This is a genomic window from Streptomyces sp. NPDC015242 (genome assembly GCF_043079125.1).
Taxonomy (GTDB): domain Bacteria; phylum Actinomycetota; class Actinomycetes; order Streptomycetales; family Streptomycetaceae; genus Streptomyces.
The window spans coordinates 426,607-451,152 of the sequence record NZ_JBIBUF010000006.1; the positions used below are offsets into that span (position 1 = coordinate 426,607).

21 protein-coding genes and 1 pseudogene are annotated in these 24,546 nt (G+C 71.8%); 16 read left to right on the plus strand and 6 right to left on the minus strand.

Annotated elements, in window-relative coordinates:
* Nucleotides 1-54: 54 nt before the first annotated feature.
* Nucleotides 55-2,445, minus strand: coding sequence for an MFS transporter (locus ACF07N_RS22455; protein WP_392115639.1), 2,391 nt, complete (start codon nucleotides 2,443-2,445; stop codon nucleotides 55-57).
* A 162-nt stretch (nucleotides 2,446-2,607) separates the two neighbouring features.
* Nucleotides 2,608-3,051: an SRPBCC family protein gene (locus ACF07N_RS22460; RefSeq protein ID WP_392115642.1), complete on the minus strand. Its 444-nt coding sequence runs from the start codon at nucleotides 3,049-3,051 to the stop codon at nucleotides 2,608-2,610.
* Between the two features lie 170 nt (nucleotides 3,052-3,221).
* On the opposite strand from ACF07N_RS22460, the gene ACF07N_RS22465 reads away from it, so the two are divergent.
* The 4 genes and pseudogenes from ACF07N_RS22465 to ACF07N_RS22480 all read left to right on the plus strand — a co-directional run bounded on the left by ACF07N_RS22465 (nucleotide 3,222) and on the right by ACF07N_RS22480 (nucleotide 6,742).
* Nucleotides 3,222-4,262 (plus strand): Rv2578c family radical SAM protein, encoded by a 1,041-nt coding sequence (locus tag ACF07N_RS22465; RefSeq protein WP_392115645.1) that lies wholly within the window; start codon nucleotides 3,222-3,224, stop codon nucleotides 4,260-4,262.
* Nucleotides 4,263-4,399: 137 nt separating this feature from the next.
* Nucleotides 4,400-5,989 carry an alpha/beta hydrolase gene (locus tag ACF07N_RS22470; RefSeq protein WP_392115648.1) on the plus strand — a complete coding sequence of 530 codons (1,590 nt, stop codon included), beginning with the start codon at nucleotides 4,400-4,402 and terminating at the stop codon, nucleotides 5,987-5,989.
* Between the two features lie 61 nt (nucleotides 5,990-6,050).
* A pseudogene (locus ACF07N_RS22475) lies at nucleotides 6,051-6,212 on the plus strand (RidA family protein); the annotation flags it as partial.
* Between the two features lie 32 nt (nucleotides 6,213-6,244).
* On the plus strand, nucleotides 6,245-6,742 hold the full coding sequence (locus ACF07N_RS22480) for a GNAT family N-acetyltransferase (protein WP_392115879.1): 498 nt from the start codon (nucleotides 6,245-6,247) through the stop codon (nucleotides 6,740-6,742).
* Nucleotide 6,743: 1 nt separating this feature from the next.
* Here the strand turns inward: ACF07N_RS22480 and ACF07N_RS22485 are convergent, their stop codons facing one another.
* Nucleotides 6,744-7,319, minus strand: a complete 576-nt coding sequence (locus ACF07N_RS22485; RefSeq protein ID WP_392115651.1) for an adenylosuccinate lyase — start codon at nucleotides 7,317-7,319, stop codon at nucleotides 6,744-6,746.
* Between the two features lie 428 nt (nucleotides 7,320-7,747).
* On the opposite strand from ACF07N_RS22485, the gene ACF07N_RS22490 reads away from it, so the two are divergent.
* The 9 genes from ACF07N_RS22490 (at nucleotide 7,748) to pssA (ending at nucleotide 18,624) form a co-directional block, all read left to right on the plus strand.
* Nucleotides 7,748-9,553, plus strand: a complete 1,806-nt coding sequence (locus ACF07N_RS22490) for a 3-hydroxyacyl-CoA dehydrogenase family protein (protein WP_392115654.1) — start codon at nucleotides 7,748-7,750, stop codon at nucleotides 9,551-9,553.
* A 136-nt stretch (nucleotides 9,554-9,689) separates the two neighbouring features.
* Complete coding sequence (locus ACF07N_RS22495) at nucleotides 9,690-10,499, plus strand: TetR family transcriptional regulator (protein ID WP_383338714.1); 810 nt, start codon at nucleotides 9,690-9,692, stop codon at nucleotides 10,497-10,499.
* A 379-nt stretch (nucleotides 10,500-10,878) separates the two neighbouring features.
* Nucleotides 10,879-12,222 (plus strand): crotonyl-CoA carboxylase/reductase, encoded by a 1,344-nt coding sequence (ccrA, locus tag ACF07N_RS22500; RefSeq protein ID WP_359763344.1) that lies wholly within the window; start codon nucleotides 10,879-10,881, stop codon nucleotides 12,220-12,222.
* 9 nt (nucleotides 12,223-12,231) lie between these two features.
* Complete coding sequence (locus ACF07N_RS22505) at nucleotides 12,232-14,259, plus strand: protein meaA (RefSeq protein WP_383321907.1); 2,028 nt, start codon at nucleotides 12,232-12,234, stop codon at nucleotides 14,257-14,259.
* Nucleotides 14,256-15,230: an HpcH/HpaI aldolase/citrate lyase family protein gene (locus tag ACF07N_RS22510; protein ID WP_383580368.1), complete on the plus strand. Its 975-nt coding sequence runs from the start codon at nucleotides 14,256-14,258 to the stop codon at nucleotides 15,228-15,230. Before ACF07N_RS22505 ends, ACF07N_RS22510 begins: the two co-directional genes overlap by 4 nt.
* Before the next feature lie 5 nt (nucleotides 15,231-15,235).
* A complete protein-coding gene (locus ACF07N_RS22515) occupies nucleotides 15,236-15,748 on the plus strand; it encodes a MaoC family dehydratase (protein ID WP_383321913.1) in 513 nt (170 codons plus the stop codon).
* A 2-nt stretch (nucleotides 15,749-15,750) separates the two neighbouring features.
* Complete coding sequence (locus ACF07N_RS22520) at nucleotides 15,751-16,956, plus strand: acyl-CoA dehydrogenase family protein (RefSeq protein ID WP_311680906.1); 1,206 nt, start codon at nucleotides 15,751-15,753, stop codon at nucleotides 16,954-16,956.
* A gap of 170 nt (nucleotides 16,957-17,126) precedes the next feature.
* Nucleotides 17,127-17,783: a phosphatidylserine decarboxylase gene (locus ACF07N_RS22525; protein WP_351361704.1), complete on the plus strand. Its 657-nt coding sequence runs from the start codon at nucleotides 17,127-17,129 to the stop codon at nucleotides 17,781-17,783.
* Between the two features lie 58 nt (nucleotides 17,784-17,841).
* Nucleotides 17,842-18,624: a CDP-diacylglycerol--serine O-phosphatidyltransferase gene (gene pssA / locus ACF07N_RS22530; RefSeq protein ID WP_050810223.1), complete on the plus strand. Its 783-nt coding sequence runs from the start codon at nucleotides 17,842-17,844 to the stop codon at nucleotides 18,622-18,624.
* Between the two features lie 106 nt (nucleotides 18,625-18,730).
* Here the strand turns inward: pssA and ACF07N_RS22535 are convergent, their stop codons facing one another.
* The gene (locus ACF07N_RS22535; RefSeq protein WP_392115882.1) at nucleotides 18,731-19,849 is read right to left on the minus strand and encodes a glycerate kinase; all 1,119 of its coding nucleotides are present in this window, start codon (nucleotides 19,847-19,849) and stop codon (nucleotides 18,731-18,733) included.
* Nucleotides 19,850-20,037: 188 nt separating this feature from the next.
* Between ACF07N_RS22535 and ACF07N_RS22540 the strand changes: the two genes are divergently transcribed.
* From ACF07N_RS22540 to ACF07N_RS22550, 3 genes are all read left to right on the plus strand, one after another.
* Complete coding sequence (locus tag ACF07N_RS22540) at nucleotides 20,038-21,111, plus strand: ADP-ribosylglycohydrolase family protein (RefSeq protein WP_392115661.1); 1,074 nt, start codon at nucleotides 20,038-20,040, stop codon at nucleotides 21,109-21,111.
* A gap of 50 nt (nucleotides 21,112-21,161) precedes the next feature.
* Nucleotides 21,162-21,653 (plus strand): NUDIX domain-containing protein, encoded by a 492-nt coding sequence (locus tag ACF07N_RS22545; RefSeq protein ID WP_392115663.1) that lies wholly within the window; start codon nucleotides 21,162-21,164, stop codon nucleotides 21,651-21,653.
* An 83-nt stretch (nucleotides 21,654-21,736) separates the two neighbouring features.
* A complete protein-coding gene (locus ACF07N_RS22550) occupies nucleotides 21,737-22,492 on the plus strand; it encodes an NAD-dependent deacetylase (protein WP_392115666.1) in 756 nt (251 codons plus the stop codon).
* A gap of 72 nt (nucleotides 22,493-22,564) precedes the next feature.
* On the opposite strand, the gene ACF07N_RS22555 is transcribed toward ACF07N_RS22550, so the two are convergent.
* Together ACF07N_RS22555 and ACF07N_RS22560 are read right to left on the minus strand one after the other, a co-directional pair.
* Entirely contained in the window at nucleotides 22,565-23,047 is a 483-nt protein-coding gene (locus ACF07N_RS22555; RefSeq protein WP_383338706.1) for a methylated-DNA--[protein]-cysteine S-methyltransferase, read from the minus strand.
* A gap of 9 nt (nucleotides 23,048-23,056) precedes the next feature.
* A complete protein-coding gene (locus ACF07N_RS22560; protein ID WP_392115885.1) occupies nucleotides 23,057-24,526 on the minus strand; it encodes an AlkA N-terminal domain-containing protein in 1,470 nt (489 codons plus the stop codon).
* Between the last annotated feature and the right edge of the window lie 20 nt (nucleotides 24,527-24,546).

A 24,546-nucleotide genomic window follows, 5' to 3' on the forward strand; every position in this document is an offset into this window, starting at 1 on the left:
GGAATTGCTCGCGCGGGGTGCGCACCGGCGTGCGACCCCGCGCGCCGTCGGAGTTCAGTCCTCGTGCCCCAGCTGCAGGTCGCGTTCGGTCCGTCCGCCGCCGGCCACCTGGAGGACGGTGGCCACGGGCGGGTAGCCGGCGGCGATGACGGTGTACTCGCCGGAGGACAGGTCGACGAAGCGGAACGTGCCGTCGGGTCCGGTGGTGAGGGTGTCGACGACGTTGCCCGCCACGTCGAGCAGGGTCACGCGGGCGTCCTCCACGGGCCGGCCGCCCCCGGCCCGGACGGTGCCGCGCAGCACGGCGCCGCCGGCCAGCTCGATGTCCCGGCGGGTCTCGCGGGCGGCCTGGACGGTGACGGGGAGCGCGGCCGGGCGGAAGGCGGGCGCGCTGGCGGCGAGGGTGTACTCGCCGGCGACCAGCTCGGTGATGACGTAGCCGCCCTCCCGGCCGCTGCGGGTGGTGGCCACGACCTCGCCGTGCACGTTGGTGAGCGTGACGGTGGCGTCCCGGACGGGGGTGCCGTCGGCGGTGACGACGCTGCCGACGAGGTTCCCGGCGCCGCCGAGGACGATGTCGAGTTCGACGGGCCGTTCGCCGACGGTCACGGAGACCGCCTGCGGCTGGTGGCCGCCGGCCGCGGCGATCAGCACGTACGAGCCGGGGCCGGGTGTGGCCAGCGCGTAGCGGCCGTCCTCGCCGCTCGCGCCGCGCCCGGTCTGCTGTCCGGTGACGTCGATGAGCGTGAGCGCGGCGCGGGGCACGACGGTCCCGTCGTGGTGCTGCACCGAGCCGCACACGGGCACCCCGGCACTGTACGCGCCGCGCGCCTGCGGGACCGGGGCGTTCCCCGGTGCCGTGTCCGGGTCGGTGACGGAGGCGTTGTGGGACACCAGGGGTTTCTCCTTGAGGAAGAGGGCGACGAGCAGTCCGAGGACCAGCACCGGCACCAGGTAGAGGAAGATCCGCGGCATGGCGTCGGCGTACGCCCGGATGTAGCCGTCGCGCAGGGCCGGGGGCAGGGTGTGCACGAGCTGCGGGGTGAGGGACTCGGGGTCGGGCAGGCCCGCGCCCGCCCGCGCGGGGAGACGGTCGGCCAGGGCGTCGGTGAGCCGGTCGGCGAAGAGGGTGCCGAAGACGGCGGCTCCGACGCTGCCGCCGATCTGCCGGAAGTAGTTGCTGGCGCTGGTGGCGGTGCCGAGGTCGGCCGTTCGCACCGAGTTCTGCACGGCGAGGATCAGCACCGGCATCACCATGCCGATGCCCGCGCCGAGGACGGCCATCCAGATGCTGTAGTGCAGCCGGGGTGTGCCCACTTCCAGGCGGGACAGCAGCCACATGCCGGCCACGGACAGGGCGCCGCCGAGGAGGGGGTAGGCCTTGTAGCGGCCGGTGTGGCTGATGAGCTGCCCGGCGATGATCGAGGCGCCGACGATGCCGCCCATCATCGGCAGCATGAGCAGACCCGATTCCGTGGCGGAGGCCCCGTCGACCATCTGCAGGTACGTCGGCAGGTAGCTTGCGGCGCCGAACAGCGCGGCCCCGACCACCAGGCCGATCAGGCCGGTGACGTTGAAGACGGAGTCCCGGAACAGCCGCAGCGGGATGAGGGGTTCGGCGGCGAAGTGCTCGGCGACGAGGAAGAGGACGGTGGACACCGCTGCTCCGGCTCCGAGGCCGAGGATCACGCGCGAGTCCCAGGCGTACTCGGTGCCGCCCCAGCTGGTGAGCAGGACCAGGCAGGTGGAGGCGGCGGTGAGCAGCAGCGCGCCGAGGAGGTCCAGCCGGGCCCGCACGGCCGGCTTGGGCAGCTTGAGCGCCACGGCGACGACGGCGAGCGTGAGCAGGCCGAAGGGCACGTTGACGTAGAAGCACCAGCGCCAGGTGAGGTGGTCCGTGAAGTAGCCGCCGAGCAGGGGCCCGGCCACGGAGGCGAGGCCGAAGGCGGCGCCGATCAGGCCCATGTAGCGGCCGCGCTGCCGGGACGGCACGATGTCGGCGATGATCGCCTGGACGCCGATCATGAGGCCCCCCGCGCCGACGCCCTGGAGCGCGCGGAAGGCGATCAGCTGGTCCATGGTCTGCGCCCGGCCGGCGAGCGCGGAGCCGGCGACGAAGACGACGATGGCGAACTGGAAGACGCCCTTGCGGCCGAGCAGGTCACCGAGCTTGCCGTAGATCGGCAGGCCGACCGTGGCGGTGAGCAGGTAGGCGGTGATCGCCCAGGACATCCGGTCCAGGCCGTGCAGTTCACCGACGATCTTCGGCAGGGCCGTGGCGACGATCATCTGCTCCAGGGCGGCCAGGAGCAGGGCCAGCATGAGCGCGAGGAAGATCAACCGCACCCGGCGGGGGCTCAGTTCACCGGCCGGGGGCGGAGGTGGGGCGGGGGTGTCGGGAGGTGCCACCGCCGGTTCGTCCTGCGCCAGAGTGATCCCGCCCACTCACCGCTCCCCTCGTCGCGCTGCCACACCATTCCCGCGTAAAAGCGACAACTATGAGCAAGCGCGACGAGTTACGGCACGGAGCCGAACGGGACGGAGATCACCCGAACCGGTGAGGGGGCACAACATCCCCGCCCCGCTTGGGGCTTGAGCCCGCAGAGGCTACTTCTCGACCTCGGCCGCGAGCCGGGCGAGCAGCGCGTCGTAGATCCGGCCGAGACCCTTGGGGGCGAAGGTCCTCTCGAAGAAGCCGCCGATGCCGCCGGCGCCGGTCCAGGTGGTGGTGACCACGACCCGGGACCTGCCCTCGCCGGCCGGGGTGACGCGCCACGTGGTGACCATGGAGGAGTTGCGGTCCTTCTCGACCAATTCGCCGTCGGTGGGCTCGGTGACCTCCAGCAGGCAGTCGCGCACCCGCTTGCTGGTGGCCTGGAGCTTCCAGTGGACGAGGGTGCCCTCGCCGTCGCCGCCCTCGCGGACCTCGTACTCGCTGAACTGCTCGGGCATCAGCTTCGCGCGCGTGCCGCTGTAGTCGGCGAGGGCGTCGAACACCGTCTCCGCGTCCGCCGCGACGATCCGCTCCGTAGTGGCCTCGACCTGCGCCATCGCTCTCCTCCAGGACCTGGTTGCTCGGGGGTCGGGGCAAGCCAACCACCCCGCCGCCCGGGCCCCCAAATCGGGGGCGTCCAACCCGGTCGAACACGTTCGGAAAACACCCTCGCACGATCAAGGGAACATGTGTTCTATTCTGTGGTCAGTGCTACCGAGGAGGCGCCATGCGCTGGGAGAACCTCACAGCGGACTCCGAACACGGCCGGGCCGACGCCGCGCTGTTCGGCGCGGACGCGGTGACGACCCGTACGTTCGACACGCCCGAGTTCCGCGGGATCACCTTCCACGAGATCCGGGCCCGGTCGATCATCAACCGGGTGCCGGCGGTCTCCCGGATGTCCTTCCAGTGGACGGTGAACCCCTACCGGGGCTGCTCGCACGCGTGCGTGTACTGCTTCGCCCGCAAGACGCACAGCTATCTCGACCTCGACACCGGACTCGGCTTCGACAGCCAGATCGTCGTCAAGGTCAACGCGCCGGACCTGCTGCGCCGGCAGCTGGCCTCCCCCCGCTGGCAGGGCGAGCACATCGCGATGGGCACGAACGTCGACTGCTACCAGCGCGCCGAGGGCCGCTACCGGCTGATGCCGGGCATCATCGCGGCCCTGCGCGACCGCGCCAACCCCTTCTCGATCCTGACCAAGGGCACGCTGATCCTGCGCGACCTGGACCTGATCCGGCAGGCGGCGCGGGTGACGGACGTCGGCATCTCCGTCTCGGTCGGCTTCACCGGCCAGGAGCTGTGGCGCACCGTCGAGCCGGGCACGCCCGCGCCCGAGCGCCGCCTGGAGGTGGTGCGGACCTTCGCCGAGCACGGCATCGGCTGCGGGGTGCTGATGGCGCCGGTCATCCCGTTCCTGAGCGACCGGCCGGACCAACTCCGCGACACCGTACGGGCGATAGCCGCCTCCGGCGCCACGTCCGTGACCCCGCTGGTGCTGCACCTGCGGCCCGGGGCGCGCGAGTGGTTCATGACCTGGCTGGGCCGGCACCACCCGTACCTGGTGCCGCGCTACGAGCGGCTGTACGCGGACGGCTCCTACGCGCCGAAGTGGTACCAGCGCCGGATCACCCGTCAGGTGCACGAGCTGGCCGAGGAGTACGGCATCGGCCCCACGCGCGCGGGCACGCCGCGCCGGATCCGGCCTCCCGAGCCGGCGAAGGAGCCGCCGGTGGCCGGGCCCACCCAACTTTCGCTTCTTTAGGAGCATACGAGCGCATCCGAAGATCCAATTGGGTCATGAAATTGGCGGAATGAGTTCTTCCAGGACCGCTTTCCGGGACGATGCGGCGAGGACGGTGACCCTCGCGGGCCTCGATCCCGCCGTCCTGGGAGGACTCCATGAGAAAACGCGCAGCCGCGCTGTGCGGCGCCGCCGTCGTCATGGCCGGGACCTTCACGGCCGTTCCCGCCGAGGCGAGCGCCCCCGCCACCGCACCCTCCGTACACGCCTCGAAGCTCGCGTGGAAGAAGTGCGGCACCGACAGCTACCCGACCCTGCAGTGCGCGTCCCTGAAGGTGCCGCTGGACCACCGCAGGCCGCAGGGCCGGCAGATCACCCTCGCCCTGTCCCGTGTCCCGCACACCGCCAAGACGTACCAGGGGCCGCTCCTGGTCAACCCGGGCGGTCCCGGCGGCAGCGGTCTGACCCTCGCCGGGTTCGTCGCCTCCGCGCTGCCCAAGGAGGTCGCGGCCCAGTACGACGTCATCGGCTTCGACCCGCGCGGCGTGGGCGCGAGCAAGCCCGCACTGGACTGCCGGCCGGGCCACTTCGACCCGGTCCGCCCGAACTCCCTGCCGACCTCGCCCGCGATCGAGAAGGCCAACCTCGACCGCGCCAGGTCCTTCGCCGCGGCCTGCGGCAAGAAGTACGGGGACCTGCTGCCGTACATCGACACCATCAGCGCCGTGCGCGACATGGACGCCGTCCGGCGGGCCCTGGGCGCCCAGAGGATCAACTACTTCGGCTACTCGTACGGCACCTACCTGGGCGCGGTCTACGCCAAGTTCTACCCGGAGCGGGTGCGGCGGCTGGTCCTGGACTCCGTGGTCGACCCGACCGACGTCTGGTACGAGGCCAACCTCAACCAGGATGTGGCCTTCAACGACCGCCACCGCGCCTTCCTCGCCTGGGTCGCCCGGTACGACACGGCCTACGGGCTGGGCACCGACCCCGAGCAGGTCGAGGCCAAGTGGTACGCGATGCGTTCCGCTTTGGCTAAGCAGCCTGCGGACGGCACGGTGGGTGCCTCTGAGCTGGAGGACACCTTCCTCCCGGGCGGCTACTACAACGGCTACTGGCCGAGCCTCGCCGAGGCGTTCGCGGCGTACGTCAACGACAAGAACCCCGAGCCGCTGGTCCAGGCGTACGAGGACTTCGGCGCGGTCGACGCCTCGGGGGACAACGGTTACAGCGTCTACACCTCCGTGCAGTGCCGCGACGCCGGCTGGCCCCGTGACTGGCGGCGGTGGCGCGAGGACAACTGGGCGGTGTACGAGAAGGCGCCGTTCATGACCTGGAACAACGCCTGGTACAACGCGCCGTGCGCGTTCTGGCCGACGGACTCGCTGCGCCCGGTGAACGTCGCCAACGGCAAGCTGCCGCCGGTGCTCATGTTCCAGGCGACCGGCGACGCGGCCACCCCGTACGAGGGCGCCGTCACGGCCCACCGTCTGCTGGCCCGCTCCAGCCTGGTCGTCGAGGAGGGCGGCGGCAACCACGGCATCACGCTGAGCGGGAACGCCTGCCTGGACGAGCACCTGACGGCGTACCTGGCCGACGGCACCGTGCCGCGCGGGCACGGCACCGCGGACGCGGTGTGCGAGGCCCTGCCGGAGCCGAAGCCGGCGGCCGAGGGGGCGTCCAGGAAGGCGGGACAGGCCTCCTCGAAGGGCTCGGCGCTGCACGGCCTGCTCGGCTTCCGCGGCTGAGCGGTCGACGGCCCGTCCGTCCGGGGGCGGGCACGGTCGGACCGTGGTCCACCATGGACCCATGAGTGAGCCGACACGGATCCCCGCCCCCGACGGAGTCGCCCCCGCGGCGCAGAACAGCCATGTGGTCATGGGCACGGGCCGTTTCGTGGCGGTCGCCGGCCGGCTCCCGCTCCAGGTCTTCGAGAACCTCCGGCGGTGCCTCGCCGCCGCCGGGGCGAGCGTGGCCGGGTGACAGCCTTGCGCGTCCGGGAGATGACCCTCGCCGACTGCGACCGCGTCGCGGAGATCCGCGTCCGCGGCTGGCAGCACGCCTACCGCGGGATGATCCCGCAGTCGTACCTCGACGGGCTCAGCGTCGCGGAGGACGCCGAGCGGCGGCGTACCCATCTCGCACAGGCGGACTCCGGCGTGGTGAACCTGGTCGCCGAGGACACGGAGGGCGAGGTCGTCGGCTGGGCCTGCCATGGCCCGTACCGGGAGGGCGAAGTCCGCACCGCGGATGCCGAGTTGTACGCGCTCTACGTCCACCCGGACCATCTCGGCCGGGGTGCGGGGCAGGCCCTGCTCGCGCAGTCCGTCTCGCGCTGCGCCGCCGCGGGCCACGGCCGTCTCCTGCTGTGGGTGCTCAAGGAGAACGTCCGGGCCCGCCGCTTCTACGAACGGGCCGGCCTGCGGCCGGACGGCGCCGAGGAGCCCTTCGCCGTCGAGGACGTGACGGTGCCGGAGGTGCGGTACGCCAGGGCGCTGTGACTCACCGCTGTCTCGGGATCCGCCCCAGCGCCCGGACCGCCGCCTCCGCCAGCGCCGGATGCGCCAGGGCCTCGTTCAGCACGGGTCTGGCCCGGCCGTCGCCCAGGGTGCCGAGTCCGTCCACGCAGGCGAGGGCCACGCGGCGGTACGGATCGTGCGGGCGCAACCGGCGCTGGAGCGTGGTGATGAGCGCCGGCACGGCCTCCGGGGCGCGCAGCTCCACCAGCAGGCGGACCGGGTGCAGGGCGTAGGCGACGCGCAGTTCGTTGGTGGCGAGGGCGGCGGCCGCGCGCGCGGTGCGCGGGTCGCCGAGGCGGGCGAGGGCGTACGCGGCGGAGGCGCAGCGTGGCGGATCACGGTGATTGAGCAGCAGCACCAGGGACTCGAAGGCCCGCCGGTCCCCCGCGAGACCGAGCCGGAACGCGGCCAGCTCCCGGGCCCACAGCGGCTGCCCGGGCTCGGTCAGCACCGCCGCCAGGGCGTCGAGGTCGCCGGTCGCCACGAGCCGCTCGAACACGGGCGAGGCCCTCGACTCCTGCCGTAAGCGCTCCGTGAGTGATCGCAACTCTTCGTCCATGCCACCGAGGTTAGGGGGCGGGACCGGCGCTCGGGACGTACATCACAAAGACGGGGACTGGCGCGCTCGTTACCCGCCAGTTAGGCTCAGACGAGCGAGTTACCCACTCGTCTTCCTCGCGGCGGTCTGGTGACGCGGCCTCCGCGATGGGGGTACCCCCACGCCCTTGAGGCAGTGGGGGAAGTCGGTTCGGTGCCTCAGGTACCGCAGTACGACCCGGCCCCGGGACAGGGCCGGTCGGAACGGCCGTTCGCCCCGGGGCGTGTGCACGCCCGCGAGCGACGGCACCGGGCGTGTGCGCATCGCAGCCCGGCCCACACCCGCACTTCTCACGCACCCGGTGCGCCCGGGACCCCGGCCCTCGCCGGGCCGTCCCCGGCGCACCCGGGCGGCGTTCCCCGTCGTCACCCTCATCCTGGAGTCCCGCCATGGCCACTCCCCTTTCCGACCCTTCCCTGTCCCCGCTGCGGACCGTCGCCGTCGTCGGCCTGGGCACGATGGGCACCGGCATCGCCGAAGTGCTCGCCCGGGCCGGCCGCGACGTCGTCGGCATCGACATCAGCGAGACCCAGGCCGCGAAGTGCGTCGCCGCCCTGGAGGCCTCCACGGCCCGTGGCGTCGAGCGCGGGCGGCTGACCGAGCAGGACCGCGCCGGGATCCTCGCCCGCGTCCGCACCTCCACCGACCTGCGCACCGCGGCCGACGCCGACCTCGTCATCGAGGTCGCGCCGGAGTCGTACGAGGTCAAGCAGCAGATCTTCCGGGAGCTCGACGGGATCGTGCGCCCCGGGGCCATCCTGGCGACCGGCACCAACGCGTTGTCCGTGACCCGGCTGGCCGCCGACTCGGCGCGTCCCGAGCGGGTGCTGGGCCTGCACTTCTTCAACCCGGCGCCGGCCATGAAGCTGGTCGAGGTCGTCTCCTCGGTGCTGACCGCTCCCGCCGCCGTCACGGCCGTCACCAACCTCGCGCTGGACCTGGGCAAGGAGCCCGTCGCGGTCGGCGACCGGCCCGGCTTCGTCGCCGACGGCCTGCTGTTCGGCTATCTCAACCAGGCCGCCGCGATGTACGAGGCGCGGTACGCCTCCCGCGAGGACATCGACGCCGCGATGCGCCTCGGCTGCGGGCTGCCCATGGGCCCGCTGGCGCTGCTCGACCTGATCGGCGTCGACACGGCCCGCACGGTCCTGGAGGCCATGTACGCCGAGTCCCACGACCGGCTGCACGCCCCCGCGCCGATCCTCAAGCAGCTCAGCGAGGCGGGCCTGATGGGCCGCAAGGCCGGGCGCGGCTTCTACACCTACGAGGCGCCGGGCAGCGCCACGGTCGTGCCGGACGCGCTGACCCCCCGGGAGAGCGGCGACACGGTCGCCGGCCGCGCGATCCGCTCGGTCGGTGTCGCGGGCTCCGGCACGATGGCCTCCGGGATCGCCGAGGTCTTCGCCAAGGCCGGCTACGAGGTCGTGCTGGCGGCCCGCAGCGAGGAGAAGGCGCAGGCGGCCAGGGCCCGGATCGGCAAGTCCCTGGCCCGCTCGGTCGACAAGGGCCGGATGACCGCCGAGGCAGCCGCCGGGACCCTGGACCGCATCACGGCCACGGGCACGTACGACGACTTCGCCGGCGTCGACCTCGCCCTGGAGGCGGTCGCCGAGGACCTGGAGGTCAAGCGGCAGCTGTTCGCCGCCCTGGACAAGGTCTGCAAGCCGGGCGCGATCCTGGCCACCACCACCTCGTCCCTGCCGGTCGTCGCCTGCGCCCGGGCCACCTCGCGTCCGCAGGACGTGATCGGCATGCACTTCTTCAACCCGGCGCCGGCCATGAAGCTGGTCGAGGTCGTCCGCACGGTGCTGACCGCCGACGACGTCCACGCCACGGTCCGCGAGGTGTGCGGCAGGATCAGGAAACACGCCGTCGACTGCGGGGACCGCGCCGGGTTCATCGTGAACGCCCTGCTGTTCCCGTACCTCAACAACGCGATCAAGATGGTGCAGGAGCACTACGCCTCGCTGGACGACATCGACGCGGCGATGAAGCTGGGCGGCGGCTACCCGATGGGCCCGTTCGAGCTGCTGGACGTCGTCGGGCTGGACGTCTCGCTCGCCATCGAGAAGGTCCTGCACCGCGAGTTCCGCGACCCGGGTCTCGCCCCGGCGCCGCTGCTGGAGCACCTGGTGGCCGCGGGCTGCCTCGGCCGCAAGACCGGCCGTGGCTTCCGCGAATATGCCAAGCGCTGAGCGTCCCGGCGACTGGTTCCGGTCCGGCTCCGAGTGGGGCGGCCTGCTCGGCCCGGACCGGTTCCCGCCCCTCTCCGGCGGGGGCGGAGAACCGGCTCACGCGCACCGAGCTGCGCACATGCAGTACGTTCAGGGCATGTCCCAGCCCGCCAAGTCCTCACGTACACCAGCCACGGCCGACGCGCCGGAAAGTGCCGCAGGCTCCCGTGCCGCCGCCCAGCGGCTCAAGATGCGCCGGGAACTGGCGGCCGCCGCGATGGAGCTGTTCGCGACCAAGGGGTACGAGGCGACCACCGTCGACGAGATCGCGGCCCAGGCCGGGGTCGCCCGCCGCACCTTCTTCCGCCACTTCCGCTCCAAGGAAGAGGCGATCTTCCCGGACCACGACGACACCCTCATCCGCGCCGAGGCGGTGCTCAACGCCGCGCCGGCGCACGAGCATCCGCTCGACACGGTGTGCCGCGGCATCAAGGAAGTCATGAGGATGTACGCGGCCCGGCCGGAGATCTCGGTCGCCCGCTACAAGCTGACGCGCGAGGTGCCCACCCTGCGCGAGGCGGAGATCGCGTCGGTGGCCCGCTACGAGCGCCTGTTCACCCGCTACCTGCTCGGCCACTTCGACGAGCGCGCGCACGCCGACGACGCCAACGACGACCCGCTGCTGGCGGAGGTCGCCGCGTCCGCCGTCGTCACCGCCCACAACCACGTCCTGCGGCGCTGGCTGAGGGCCGGCGGGCAGGGCGACGTGGAGGCGCAGCTCGACCACGCCTTCGCGATCGTGCGCAGGACGTTCGGGACCGGGATCGGCGCCGGACGCTCGGCGGAGCCGCAGCCGGCGGCGGCCACGGCCTCCGCGCAGGGCGAGGTGCTGGTCACGGTCGCCCGCACCGACGCCCCGCTCGACGAGGTCATGCGGACGATCGAGCAGGCGCTCAAGGAGCGCTGAGCGGCCCACCGCACTGTGATGACGGCCACCCTTCGGGGTGGCCGTTTTGGCATGTCAGGGGCCGTTTTGCGGGGCCTTGGCGAGGCCGTTCGATCGATCATCGCTCATGTGTTACGTAAAGATTTCATCTGAGAGCAAGTTCTGGCACTCAGTGCCTTGCGGGGTGACACGCGGTGTCATACGTTGAAGAGGTCCGGGCGGCGTCCCAGCGGGCCCCGCGCCCGCCCGACCGGACGCCTGCGTCACAGGCACCCTCCCGCGCCACCAGCGCTGCCGATCAGCACCACCGCCGAACCGACGGCACACCCTCGACCCTCAGCAGCACCGACGTACCCATCGGCGCCCCTCCCTCAGGGCGCTCACCGCCGGAGGCAACACCGTGACCGTGAAGGACATCCTGGCCGCGATCCAGTCGCCCGACTCCACGTCGGAGGACTTCGCCGCCCTCCCGCTCCCCGAGTCGTACCGCGCGATCACCGTGCACAAGGACGAGACCGAGATGTTCGCCGGGCTCGCCACGCGCGACAAGGACCCCCGCAAGTCGATCCACCTGGACGAGGTGCCGCTGCCCGAGCTCGGCCCGGGCGAGGCCCTGGTGGCCGTCATGGCCTCCTCGGTCAACTACAACTCGGTGTGGACCTCGATCTTCGAGCCGCTGTCGACGTTCGGCTTCCTGGAGCGCTACGGCCGCACCAGTGACCTGGCCAAGCGCCACGACCTGCCGTACCACATCATCGGCTCCGACCTCGCGGGCGTCGTCCTGCGCACCGGCCCGGGCGTCAACGCCTGGCGGCCCGGCGACGAGGTCGTCGCGCACTGCCTGTCCGTCGAGCTGGAGTCGTCCGACGGGCACAACGACACGATGCTCGACCCGGAGCAGCGCATCTGGGGCTTCGAGACCAACTTCGGCGGCCTCGCCGAGATCGCGCTCGTGAAGTCCAACCAGCTGATGCCCAAGCCCGACCACCTCAGCTGGGAGGAGGCCGCCGCCCCGGGCCTGGTCAACTCCACCGCCTACCGGCAGCTGGTCTCCCGCAACGGCGCCGCCATGAAGCAGGGCGACAACGTGCTCATCTGGGGCGCGAGCGGCGGACTGGGCAGCTACGCCACGCAGTTCGCGCTGGCCGGCGGCGCCAACCCGATCTGTGTCGTCTCCTCGCCGCAGAAGGCGGAGATCTGCCGGTCCATGGGCGCCGAGGCGATCATCGACCGCAACGCCGAGGGCTACAAGTTCTGGAAGGACGAGAACACCCAGGACCCCAAGGAGTGGAAGCGCTTCGGCAAGCGCATCCGCGAGCTCACCGGCGGCGAGGACATCGACATCGTCTTCGAGCACCCCGGCCGCGAGACCTTCGGCGCGTCCGTCTTCGTCACCCGCAAGGGCGGCACCATCACCACCTGTGCCTCCACCTCGGGCTACATGCACGAGTACGACAACCGCTACCTGTGGATGTCGCTGAAGCGGATCATCGGCTCGCACTTCGCCAACTACCGCGAGGCCTGGGAGGCCAACCGGCTCATCGCGAAGGGCAAGATCCACCCGACCCTGTCCAAGGTGTACTCCCTGGAGGACACCGGCCAGGCGGCCTACGACGTGCACCGCAACCTGCACCAGGGCAAGGTCGGCGTGCTGTGCATGGCCCCCGAGGAGGGCCTGGGCGTGCGCGACGAGGCCAAGCGCGCCCAGCACATCGACGCGATCAACCGCTTCCGGAACATCTGAGAGGCGTAGATGACTGAGCGTCAGAAGGACCGGCCGTGGCTCATGCGGACCTACGCCGGTCACTCCACGGCCGAGGCGTCCAACGAGCTGTACCGGCGCAACCTCGCCAAGGGCCAGACGGGTCTGTCGGTGGCGTTCGACCTGCCGACGCAGACCGGCTACGACTCCGACCACGTCCTCGCCCGCGGCGAGGTGGGCCGGGTCGGCGTGCCGATCGCGCACGTCGGTGACATGCGCCGGCTGTTCCAGGACATCCCCCTGGAGCAGATGAACACCTCGATGACCATCAACGCCACGGCCATGTGGCTGCTGGCGCTCTACCAGGTCGTCGCCGAGGAGCAGGGTGCCGACATCACCAAGCTCCAGGGCACGACCCAGAACGACATCGTCAAGGAGTACCTGTCCCGCGGCACGCACGTCTTCCCGCCGGGGCCGTCCCTGCGCCTGACGACGGACATGATCGCGTACACGGTCTCCCACATGCCGAAGTGGAACCCCATCAACATCTGCAGCTACCACCTGCAGGAGGCGGGCGCCACGCCGGTCCAGGAGATCGCGTACGCGATGTCCACCGCGATCGCCGTCCTCGACGCCGTGCGCGACTCCGGCCAGGTGCCGCAGGAGCGCATGGGCGACGTGGTGGCCCGTATCTCCTTCTTCGTGAACGCGGGCGTCCGCTTCATCGAGGAGATGTGCAAGATGCGCGCCTTCGGCCGCATCTGGGACAAGGTCACCCGCGAGCGGTACGGCATCGAGAACCCCAAACACCGCCGCTTCCGCTACGGCGTCCAGGTCAACTCCCTCGGCCTGACCGAGGCACAGCCGGAGAACAACGTCCAGCGGATCGTGCTGGAGATGCTGGCCGTGACCCTCTCCAAGGACGCCCGCGCGCGTGCCGTGCAGCTGCCCGCCTGGAACGAGGCCCTCGGCCTGCCCCGCCCCTGGGACCAGCAGTGGTCGCTGCGCATCCAGCAGGTGCTGGCGTACGAGAGCGACCTGCTGGAGTACGACGACATCTTCGAGGGCTCGAAGGTGATCGAGGAGAAGGTGCAGGGTCTGGTCGAGGCGGCGCTCGCCGAGATGGACCGCATCGAGGAGATGGGCGGCGCGATGGCGGCCGTCGAGTCCGGCTACCTCAAGTCGCAGCTGGTGGCCTCGCACGCCGAGCGCCGGGGCCGGATCGAGTCCGGCCAGGAGAAGATCGTCGGCGTCAACATCTTCGAGGGCACCGAGCCCAACCCGCTCACCGCCGACCTGGACACCGCGATCCAGACGGTGGACCCGGCGGTGGAGGCCCGGGTCGTCGAGGCGCTGCGGCACTGGCGCGACAGCCGCTACCAGCCGCCCTTCAACCACCCGCGGCCCTGCAAGGCCCTGGAGCGGCTGAAGGAGGCGGCCCGCGGCACGGAGAACCTCATGGAGGCGACCCTGGAGTGCGCCCGCGCCGGCGCGACGACCGGCGAGTGGGCCGGGGCCCTGCGCGAGGTGTTCGGCGAGTTCCGGGCGCCCACGGGCGTCTCCTCGGCGCCGGTGGCCGTCCCCGTCGAGGAGGGCAGCACGCTGGCCCTGGTGCGCCGCAAGGTGGAGCTGACGGCCGAGGACCTGGGCGTGGGCAAGCTGCGCTTCCTGGTCGGCAAGCCGGGCCTGGACGGGCACTCCAACGGCGCCGAGCAGATCGCGGTCCGGGCGCGGGATGCCGGCTTCGAGGTGGTCTACCAGGGCATCCGGCTGACGCCGGAGCAGATCGTGGACGCGGCCGTCGCCGAGGACGTGCACGCGGTGGGCCTGTCCATCCTGTCCGGCTCGCACGCCCAGCTGGTGCCGGACGTCCTCGAACGGCTCCGTGTGGCCGGTGCCACAGACATCCCGGTGATCGCCGGTGGCATCATCCCGAACGGTGACGCCGAGCAGCTCAGGGCAGCCGGAGTGGCCGCGGTCTTCACCCCGAAGGACTTCGACATCACCGGAATCATCGGCCGCATCGTCGACGAGATCCGGAAAGCGAACAAGCTCGACCCTCTGGAGGTCCCCGCATGACCAGCCCTGCTCCGCAGGTCAACCGCCTTCGCCCCCGGCGTTCCTGCCTGGCGGTACCGGGCTCGAACCCGCGCTTCCTGGAGAAGGCCCAGGGCCTCCCCGCCGACCAGGTCTTCCTCGACCTGGAGGACGCCTGCGCCCCGCTGGCCAAGCCCGAGGCGCGGCACACCATCGTGAAGTTCCTCAACGAGGGCGACTGGACGGGCAAGACGCGCGTGGTCCGGGTCAACGACTGGACGACCGAGTGGACGTACCGCGACGTCGTCACGGTCGTCGAGGGCGCCGGCCCCAACCTCGACTGCATCATGCTGCCGAAGGTCCAGGACGCCCAGCAGATCGTGGCGCTGGACCTGCTGCTGACGCAGATCGAGAAGACGATGGGCTTCGAGGTCGGCCGCATCGGCATCGAGGCGCAGATCGAGAACGCGCAGGGCCTGAACAACGTCAACGAGATCGCGCAGGCCTCCCAGCGCGTGGAGACCATCATCTTCGGCCCGGCCGACTTCATGGCCTCCATCAACATGAAGTCGCTGGTCGTGGGCGAGCAGCCGCCCGGCTACCCGGCGGACGCCTACCACTACATCCTGATGAAGATCCTGATGGCCGCCCGCGCCAACAACCTCCAGGCGATCGACGGCCCCTACCTCCAGATCCGCAACGTCGACGGCTACCGCGAGGTCGCGCAGCGCGCCGCCGCGCTCGGCTTCGACGGCAAGTGGGTGCTGCACCCGGGCCAGGTCGAGGCGTCCAACGAGATCTTCTCGCCGTCGCAGGAGGACTACGACCACGCCGAGCTGATCCTGGACGCGTACGAGTACTACACGTCCGAGGCGGGCGGCAAGAAGGGCTCGGCGATGCTCGGCGACGAGATGATCGACGAGGCCAGCCGCAAGATGGCCCTGGTCATCGCGGGCAAGGGCCGCGCCGCCGGCATGCGGCGCACCAGCACGTTCGAGATCCCGGAGGCGTGACGGCCATGCAGTTCGGACGCACCTACGAGGAGTTCGAGGTCGGGGCGACGTACAAGCACTGGCCGGGCAAGACGGTCACGGAGTACGACGACCACCTCTTCTGTCTCCTCACCATGAACCACCACCCGCTCCACATGGACACGAACTATGCGGAGAAGACGACCGACTTCGGCAAGAACGTCGTCGTGGGCAACTACATCTACTCCCTGCTGCTCGGCATGAGCGTGCCGGACATCTCCGGCAAGGCGATCGCCAACCTGGAGATCGAGTCGCTCAAGCACGTGGCGCCGACCTTCCACGGCGACACGGTCTACGGCCAGACGACGGTGCTCGACAAGTGGCCGTCGAAGTCGAAGGACGACCGCGGCATCGTCTACGTCGAGACCAAGGGCTACAAGCAGGACGGCACCCTGGTCTGCGTGTTCCGCCGCAAGGTGATGGTGCCGACCGAGACGTACATCAAGGAGCGCGGCGGCGAGCAGCCCGGCCGCCCGGAGCTGCGAGAGCAGGAGAAGTAGTCATGGCGCGACTCGCCCAGACCGCCGGTCTGACGGACGTCCAGCAGGAGATCCTGTCCACCGTCCGGGACTTCGTGGACAAGGAGATCATTCCGGTCGCCACGGAGCTGGAGCACCGCGACGAGTACCCGCAGGCGATCGTCGACGGGCTGAAGGAGCTGGGCCTGTTCGGCCTGATGATTCCCGAGGAGTACGGCGGGCTCGGCGAGTCGCTCCTGACGTACGCCCTGTGCGTCGAGGAGATCGCGCGCGGCTGGATGTCGGTGTCCGGCATCATCAACACCCACTTCATCGTGGCGTACATGCTCAAGCAGCACGGCACGCAGGAGCAGAAGGACCACTTCCTGCCGAGGATGGCGGCCGGCGACGTCCGGGGCGCGTTCTCGATGTCGGAGCCGGGGCTCGGCTCGGACGTGTCGGCGATCACGTCGAAGGCGGTGAAGGACGGCGACGAGTACGTCCTCAACGGCCAGAAGATGTGGCTGACGAACGGCGGAACGTCGTCTCTGGTGGCCGTTCTGGTGCGAAGTGACGAAGGTCACCCCGAGGGCACGGCGCCCCACAAGTCGATGACCACCTTCCTCGTCGAGAAGGAGCCCGGCTTCGGCGAGGTGCGGCCCGGCCTCACCATCCCCGGCAAGATCGACAAGATGGGGTACAAGGGGGTCGACACCACCGAACTCATCATGGATGGCCTGCGGATTCCTGCGGATCGCGTGCTCGGCGGGGTCACCGGCCGTGGTTTCTACCAGATGATGGACGGCGTCGAAGTCGGCCGCGTGAACGTCGCGGCCCGTGGCTGCGGCGTCGCTCAGCGTGCGTTCGAACTGGGCGTCCAGTACGCGCAGCAGCGTCACACCTTCGGGAAGCCGATCGCCCAGCACCAGGCGATCCAGTTCAAGCTGGCCGAGATGGCTACCAAGGTCGAGGCCGCGCATGCGATGATGGTGAACGCAGCACGCAAAAAGGACTCCGGGGAACGAAACGACCTTGAAGCCGGTATGGCGAAGTATCTTGCTTCCGAATACTGCAAGGAGGTCGTGGAAGACGCCTTCCGGATCCACGGCGGCTACGGCTTCTCCAAGGAGTACGAGATCGAACGCCTCTACCGCGAGGCGCCGATGCTGCTGATCGGTGAAGGTACCGCCGAGATCCAGAAAATGATCATCGGCAGGCGCCTGCTCGAGGAGTATCGATTCCAGGGCTGAATGTCCGGATACGGGGTGTTTTCTTGGAGAAGAAGATCACACCCCGTCAGCACTCTTCGGCCGCCGACTCGGCTGCCTGGCTTACCCAGTTACGGCCCCGAGCCGCTACGATCGCCGGAAAGCCGCCGTCCCCCGTCAGAGTGCGGCATCATCCGCTACGAAGGTCATCCATGCCCCACAGCCAAACCTCTGCACCTCGCGACAGCCGGGCCGGCGTACGCCTCGCGCGCGGAGCATCGCCGTGGCTCCTTCCGACCGTCGCCACCGCAGCCCTCAGCCTGGCCCGTGCCCGCCGCTCCGGCGCCGCCAAGGCCGTCGCCGTTCCCGCCACCGCGCTCGCGGCGGGAATGCTGTGGTTCTTCCGCGACCCCGAGCGCGAGATCACCCAGGGCCGGGTCATCTCGCCCGCCGACGGCGTGGTGCAGAGCATCATGCCGTGGAAGGACGGCCGCACGCGCGTCGCGATCTTCATGAGCCCGCTCAACGTCCACGTGAACCGCGCCCCGCTGGCCGGCACCGTGACGTCGGTCGAGCACATCCCCGGTGGCTTCGTTCCCGCCTTCAACAAGGAGAGCGAGAACAACGAGCGCGTCGTCTGGCACTTCGACACCGAGCTCGGCGACATCGAGATGATCCAGATCGCCGGCGCGGTCGCCCGCCGCATCGTTCCCTACGTGCCCGAGGGCACCAAGGTCGAGCAGGGCGAGCGGATCGGCCTGATCCGCTTCGGCTCGCGGGTCGACCTCTACCTGCCCGAGGGCGTGGAGGTCGCGGTCGAGGTGGGGCAGAAGACCGTGGCTGGGGTGACTCGCATTGACCGTGATTGATCCTGACACCAAGGCCGGCTGGGTCCCGGAGGCCGACGAGGTGGACGAAGAGGAGGAGATGCCCCTCTCTCTGCGTCTGTCGATAGCGGACACCCTGACGCTCGGCAACGCCACGTGCGGCTTCATGGCGGTGTACTTCACCACCACCGGCATCCTGATCCCGCACCTCACGGGCAGCCAGGAGACCGGCATGGCCCGCCACAGCGCGGCCACGGCGGTCATCCTGATGCTCTGCGCGGCGGTCTTCGACCTCTTCGACGGGCTGGTGGCGCGCAAGCTGCGCTCCTCCCCCATGGGCGCGGAGCTGGACAACCTCTCCGACCTGATCAGCTTCGGGCTGGCACCGGCGTACTTCGTGCTCGTGTACGGCATGGTCGCGGACGACGCGCACCAGCGGGTCGCGGCGGTCGGGGCGATCGTGGTGCTGCTGGCGGTGGTGCTCCGCCTTGCGCGGTTCTCGTGCGTCACGGTGAAGGACGGCACCTTCCAGGGCATGCCGTCGCCGTTCGGCGCGCTGACGGTGGTGTCCATCGTGCTGCTGGAGCTGCCCTTCGTGGCGACGCTGCTGGCGATCCTGGGGACCGCCTGGCTGATGGTGTCCCGGGTGGAGTACCCCAAGCCCCGGGGCCGGCTCGCGGTGGCGATGCTGTCGTGGATCGTGCTGAGCATGGGTCTGCTGGCGGCGTGGGCGTTCGACGCGCCGAGCGGGCAGCTGCTGCTGCAGACGGGGTGCGCGCTCCAGCTGGTCATGGGGGCGGTGATCCCGCTGTTCGCGACGGCCCGGCGGGTGAACAACTTCCGTGACAACCGGCGGGAGGCGCGGGCGGCGCAGCTGCCGTAACGGCTCAGCGAGCGCCGTACCGACGGATCGACGACGAAGGCCCCGAGCGGACTGCTCGGGGCCTTCGTCGTGCCTGCGGCCGCAACCGCCCGCGTCAGCCGCCGGCTCAGGTCAGGAAGTCCCGCCCGATCCGTTCCGCGACCCGCTCCAGGATCGGGCCCGCCTCCGCGATGCACTTCGCCACGTCCGGCTCCGCGTCCGTCAGCGGGTAGGCCCGGCGGATGCCGGCCCGGCCCAGGACCTCCGGGGGCAGCGCCAGCCGGCCGCAGACCGCCACGACGTCCTTGTCCGCCGCCCGGGCCGCCGCGGCGACGCCCGCCGGGGCCTTGCCGTGCAGGGTCTGCTCGTCGAGCGAGCCCTCGCCGGTGATCACCAGGTCGGCACGGTCCAGGGCGGGCGCGAAGCCCAGCACGTCGAGCATGACCTCGATCCCGGGCCGGAAGCGGGCCCCCAGCAGCAGCGCGCCGTAGCCGATGCCGCCGGCGGCTCCCGCGCCCGGTGAGGCGGCGTACTCGGCGGCCCGGGGGCCGGCCGTCCCCTCCAGGACCTTCGCGAAGTGGGTGAGGGCCGCGTCCAGGGCCCGCACGTCGTCCGGTGAGGCGCCCTTCTGCGGGCCGTAGACCGCGGGCGCGCCCTTCGGGCCGGTCAGCGGGTTGTCCACGTCGCTCGCGAGGACCAGTTCGACCTCGGTGAGGCGCGGGTCCAGACCCGAGAGGTCCGCCGAGGCGAGCCCGGCGAGACCCCCGCCGCCCGGGGGCACGGGCTCCCCGTCCGCGTCCAGGAACCGGGCGCCCAGCGCCGACAGCATTCCCGCGCCGCCGTCCGTGGTGGCGCTGCCGCCGACCCCGAAGACGATGGTGCGGGCCCCCGCGTCCAGGGCGGCCCGCAGCAGCTCGCCGGAGCCGTGGGTCGACGCGGTGAGGGGGGCGAGGACCCCGGCCGGCAGCCGCTGCAGCCCGCTGGCCTCGGCCATCTCCACGACGGCGGTGCCCTCGCGCAGCGCGAACGCCGCCGTCACCTCGTCGCCGAGGGGACCGGCGACCTGTACCTCCCGGCGCTCGAAGCCGGCCGCGACCGCCGCGGCCACGGTCCCGTCCCCGCCGTCGGCCACGGGCAGTGCCTCGACCTGGAGGCCCGGCACGGCCCGGCGCAGCCCGGCCGTCACCCGTTCGGCGACCTCCACGGCCGTCAGGGACCCCTTGAACTTGTCCGCGGCGACGAGCACCCGCTGTGTCCGCCGGGTCCTTCGGGTGCCGCTCACTGCAGCGTCCGCCACTTGCACTCCCCTTGCTCTCCGGGCCCTCACGCACGTCAGGGCCAGTCGCGCCGCTGCGACCTTAACCGGCGGACGCCCCGGCCGTCAGCCTCTGCCCAGCCCTCGGACCGCGCCCCGGAAAGGGGTAGACCGTAACCATGACCCCCGCACGCACCGAGACAGACCTGGCGGACCGCGTCCTCGGCGGCTGGCAGGGCCGCATCGCGGGCAACATGCTCGGCAAGCCCGTCGAGCAGGGCGAGGTGTGGACCCGCGACCGCATCGACCGCTACCTCCGGCAGGCCGCCGCCCTGCCCCTCACCGACTACCTGCCCGAGCCGATCAGCGAGCACGACGGCTTCGAGCTGCGCCCGGAGTGGCGCCAGTGCGTCCGCGGCCGCATCCACGGCAGCTGCCGCGACGACGACGTCGACTACGCGATCCTCGGCCTGGACCTGCTGGAGACCCACGGCTTCGGCTTCAGCACCGAGCAGGTAGGCGACCTGTGGCTGCTGCGGCTGCCGTACATGCAGACCTTCACGGCCGAGCGGGCCGCCTACCGCAACCTCGCCAACGGGCTCAAGCCACCGCTGACGGCGACGTACGACAATCCGTACCAGGAGTGGATCGGCGCCCTCATCCGCGCCGACGTCCACGGCTGGACCTGTCCGGGCGAGCCGCGCCGGGCCGCCTCGCTGGCCCGGCGGGACGCGGTGCTCTCGCACACCGGCAACGGCGTGTACGGGGCGATGTGGGCGGCGGCGCTGATCGCGGCGGCGTTCACCGCGCCCACCGTGCGGCACGCCGTCGACGAGGCCCTGGCCGTGATCCCGGCGAGCAGCCGCCTGGCCCGCACGGTGCGCCGCGTGACCGCCCTGCACGACACCCGGATGTCCTGGGAGGACACCCTCACCACGGTCTCCGAGGAGACCGCCGGGACGGGCTGGATCCACACCGTCCCGAACGCCGCCGTCCTCACCGCGGGACTGCTCTACGGCGACGGCGACTTCACCCGCACCATCACGCTGACCGTCCGCGGCGGTCTGGACACCGACTCCAACGGCGCGACCGCCGGCTCCGTGGCGGGCGTGTTCGGCGGGGCCGCCGCCATCCCGGAGCAGTGGACGGTCCCGCTCGAGGACACGGTGCGCAGCGCGGTGTTCGGCTTCGACGGCGTGCGGATCAGCGAACTGGCGGAGCGGACGCTGCGGCTGGCGCGGGACGGCGCCTGATCCGGTTCGTTCCCGGGAGGCCGGTCCCGGCCCGCCGCTATCCTGCCGGGATGAGCACACTGGACTACGCCGCCTACATCGCGTCCCTGCCCCGCGTCATCGCCGGCGCCGCCGCGCTGTTCCGGGACGGCGAGGGGCGGATACTGCTCGTGGAGCCCAACTACCGGGAGGGCTGGGCGCTGCCGGGCGGCACCGTCGAGTCCGACGACGGGGAGACCCCGCGGCAGGGCGCGCGGCGCGAGACGGCCGAGGAGATCGGCCTGGACCGCGAACTCGGCCGGCTGCTGGCGGTGGACTGGGTGCAGGGCGCGGGCCGCCCGCCGCTGGTGGCGTACCTGTACGACGGGGGTGTGCTGGGCGAGGACGACCTGAAGGCGATCCGCCTCCAGGAGGAGGAGCTGCTGTCCTGGCGGCTGGTCCCGCGCGAGGAGCTGACCGAGTACCTGCCGGGCGCCCTCGGCCGCCGGGTGCTGGCCGGCCTGGACGTCCTGGCGGAGGGCTCCGGTACGGAGGAGCTGGAGAACGGCCATCGGGTGGGCTGACGGGCGCGCACGGCCGGGGCCCGGCGGCGTTCCGCCCGATATCCGTTCGCGGCCGCCCCACGGCCCGGCCTACCCTCGCCGACATGGCCAAGCCCCTTGTCGCCCTGCTCACCGGTGCCGGGATCAGCACGGACTCCGGCATCCCCGACTACCGCGGGCCGAACGGGCTGTGGCGCCGGGATCCGGACGCCGAGAAGCTCGTCACGTACGAGTACTACATGGGCGACCCGGAGATCCGCCGCCGCTCGTGGCGGATGCGCCTGGAGACCCACGCGCTGCGTGCCGAGCCGAACGCCGCACACCGTGCGGTGGCCCGGCTGGAGCGGTCCGGGGTGCCGGTGCGGGTGATCACGCAGAACGTGGACGGGCTGCACCAGCAGGCCGGGATGCCCGCCCGCAAGGTGCTGGAACTGCACGGCACGGCGCGGAGCTTCGTCTGCACGGGCTGCCACGCGCGCGGCCCGATGGAGGAGGCGCTCGCGCGGATCGAGGCCGGTGAGGACGATCCGCCGTGCCGGGAGTGCGGCGGGATCCTGAAGCCGGCGACCGTGATGTTCGGCGAGCGTCTCGACCCGGTCGTGCTGGGCGAGGCGGCAGCGGTCAGCAAGGCCTGTGAGGTCTTCGTCGCCGTCGGCACGAGCCTTCAGGTGCATCCGGCGGCCGGTCTCGCCGGGGTCGCCGCCGACCACGGTGCCCGGCTGATCATCGTCAACGCCGAGCCGACGCCGTACGACGACCGGGCCGACGAGATCGTCCGCGATCCCATCGGCACGGCCCTGCCCGCGCTGCTGCGCGGACTCGTGGCCGGGGAGCGTCCCGCAGGCCCTCCGGCCGTCTGAGCGGTTCGGGCCGGAAAGGGGCCCCCGTCCTCCCGTGACGTCTCGTCCCCTGCCCGCGGGGGCGGGCCCGGCTCAGAAGAGGGCCGCTCCGCGTTCGAAGTCCAGCAGGCGCTGCTTGCGCTCCAGGCCGCCGCCGTAGCCGGTGAGGCCGCCGTTCGCGCCGATGACGCGGTGGCAGGGGACGATGATGCCGACGGGGTTGCGGCCGTTGGCGAGACCGACCGCGCGGGAGGCGGTGGGGCTGCCGAGGGCGGCGGCCAGCCGGCCGTAGGTGCGGGTCTCGCCGTAGGGGATACGGCGCAGTTCCTCCCAGACCAGGCGCTGGAACGGGGTGCCGGTCAGCCGCAGCGGGACGGTGAACTCCCTCAGCTCGCCCGCGAAGTACGCCTTGAGCTGCTCCTCCGTCTCCGCGAAGAGGGTGTCGTCGCGGGGCCCGAAGCTCTCCTCGGGCGGGCGGTGGCGCTGGCCGGTCATGTACAGGCCGCACAGGACGCCGTCGTCGGCGACGAGGGTGAGGGGGCCGTAGGGGCTGTCGGTCACGGTGTGCTGCTTCATGGAACGTCCCTATGCCGGAAGAAAGTTGATCGGGTGGCTGTCGGTCGCCCACAGGTACTGGACGGCGTAGGCGCGCCAGGGGCGCCAGGCCGCCGCGCGTGCGGTGAGCGCCGCCGGCGTGGACGGCAGGCCGAGGTCCCGGGCGGCGCGGCGGATGCCCAGGTCGGTGGGGAGGAAGGCGTCGGGGTCGCCGAGGGCGCGCATGGCGATGACGTCGGCCGTCCACGGGCCGAAGCCGGGCAGGTCGAGGAGCTGGGCGCGGGTGCGCGGCCAGTCGCTCGCCACGCCGAGGTGCAGGTCGCCGTCGGCGAGCCGGCGGACCAGGGTGGTGAAGGTGGTGCGGCGGGTCCGGGGCATCGCCAGGGTCTCCGGGTCGGCTGCCGCGAGGGCCCCGGGGGCCGGGAAGAGGTGGGTGAGGCCGCCTTCGGGGTCGTCCACCGGTTCGCCGTGCGCGGTGACCAGGCGGGCCGCGTGGGTGCGGGCGGCGGCGGTGGAGACCTGCTGGCCGAGCACGGCCCGCACGGCGAACTCCGCCTCGTCGACCGTCCGTGGGACCCGCCGCCCGGGCGCCTTGTCGACCAGCGGCGCCAGGACCGGATCCGTGCGCAGCTGGTCGTCGACGGCGACCGGGTCGGCGTCCAGGTCGAGCAGCCGCCGGCAGCGGCTGATGGCGACGGTCAGGTCGCGCAGGTCGCCGAGGGTGAGGCGGCAGGCGATGTGGTCGGGGCCGGGCGTGAGGGAGACGATGCCGTGGCCGTAGGGCAGGCGCAGGGTGCGCCGGTAGGAGCCGTCGCGCCACTCCTCCACGCCGGGTACGGCCGTGGCGGCGAGGTGGCCGAAGACGTTGTCGGGGTTGAGCGGGGCGCGGAACGGCAGCCGCAGGGAGAGCGCGCCGGGCGTGCTCGGTCCCCGCCGCTTCGGGGTGCGGGCGCGCAGCTCGCTCGGGGAGAGGGCGAAGACCTCACGGACGGTGTCGTTGAAGGTGCGGATGGAGGCGAAGCCCGCGGCAAAGGCGATCTGTGCCATGGGCAGGGCCGTCGTCTCGATGAGCAGCCGTGCGGTCCGGGCGCGCTGGGCGCGGGCGAGCGCGAGGGGTCCCGCCCCGAGTTCGGCGAGGAGCTGGCGTTCGACCTGCCGGGTGCTGTACCCGAGCCGGGTGGCCAGTCCGGGCACGCCCTCGCGGTCGACGACGCCGTCGGCGATCAGCCGCATGGCCCGGGCCACCAGGTCGGCGCGCTGGTTCCACTCCGGGGAGCCGGGGCTGGTGTCGGGCCGGCAGCGCTTGCAGGCCCGGAACCCGGCCTGCTGGCAGGACGCCGCGCTGGGGTGGAAGACCATGTTCTCCGGCTTGGGCGGCACGACCGGGCAGCTCGGACGGCAGTAGATGCCTGTTGTCAGGACGGCCGTGAAGAACCAGCCGTCGAACCGCGCGTCCTTCGACTGCACGGCGCGCACGCAGCGCTCGGTGTCGGTGTGCATCCCCATCTGCATGGCTCCAG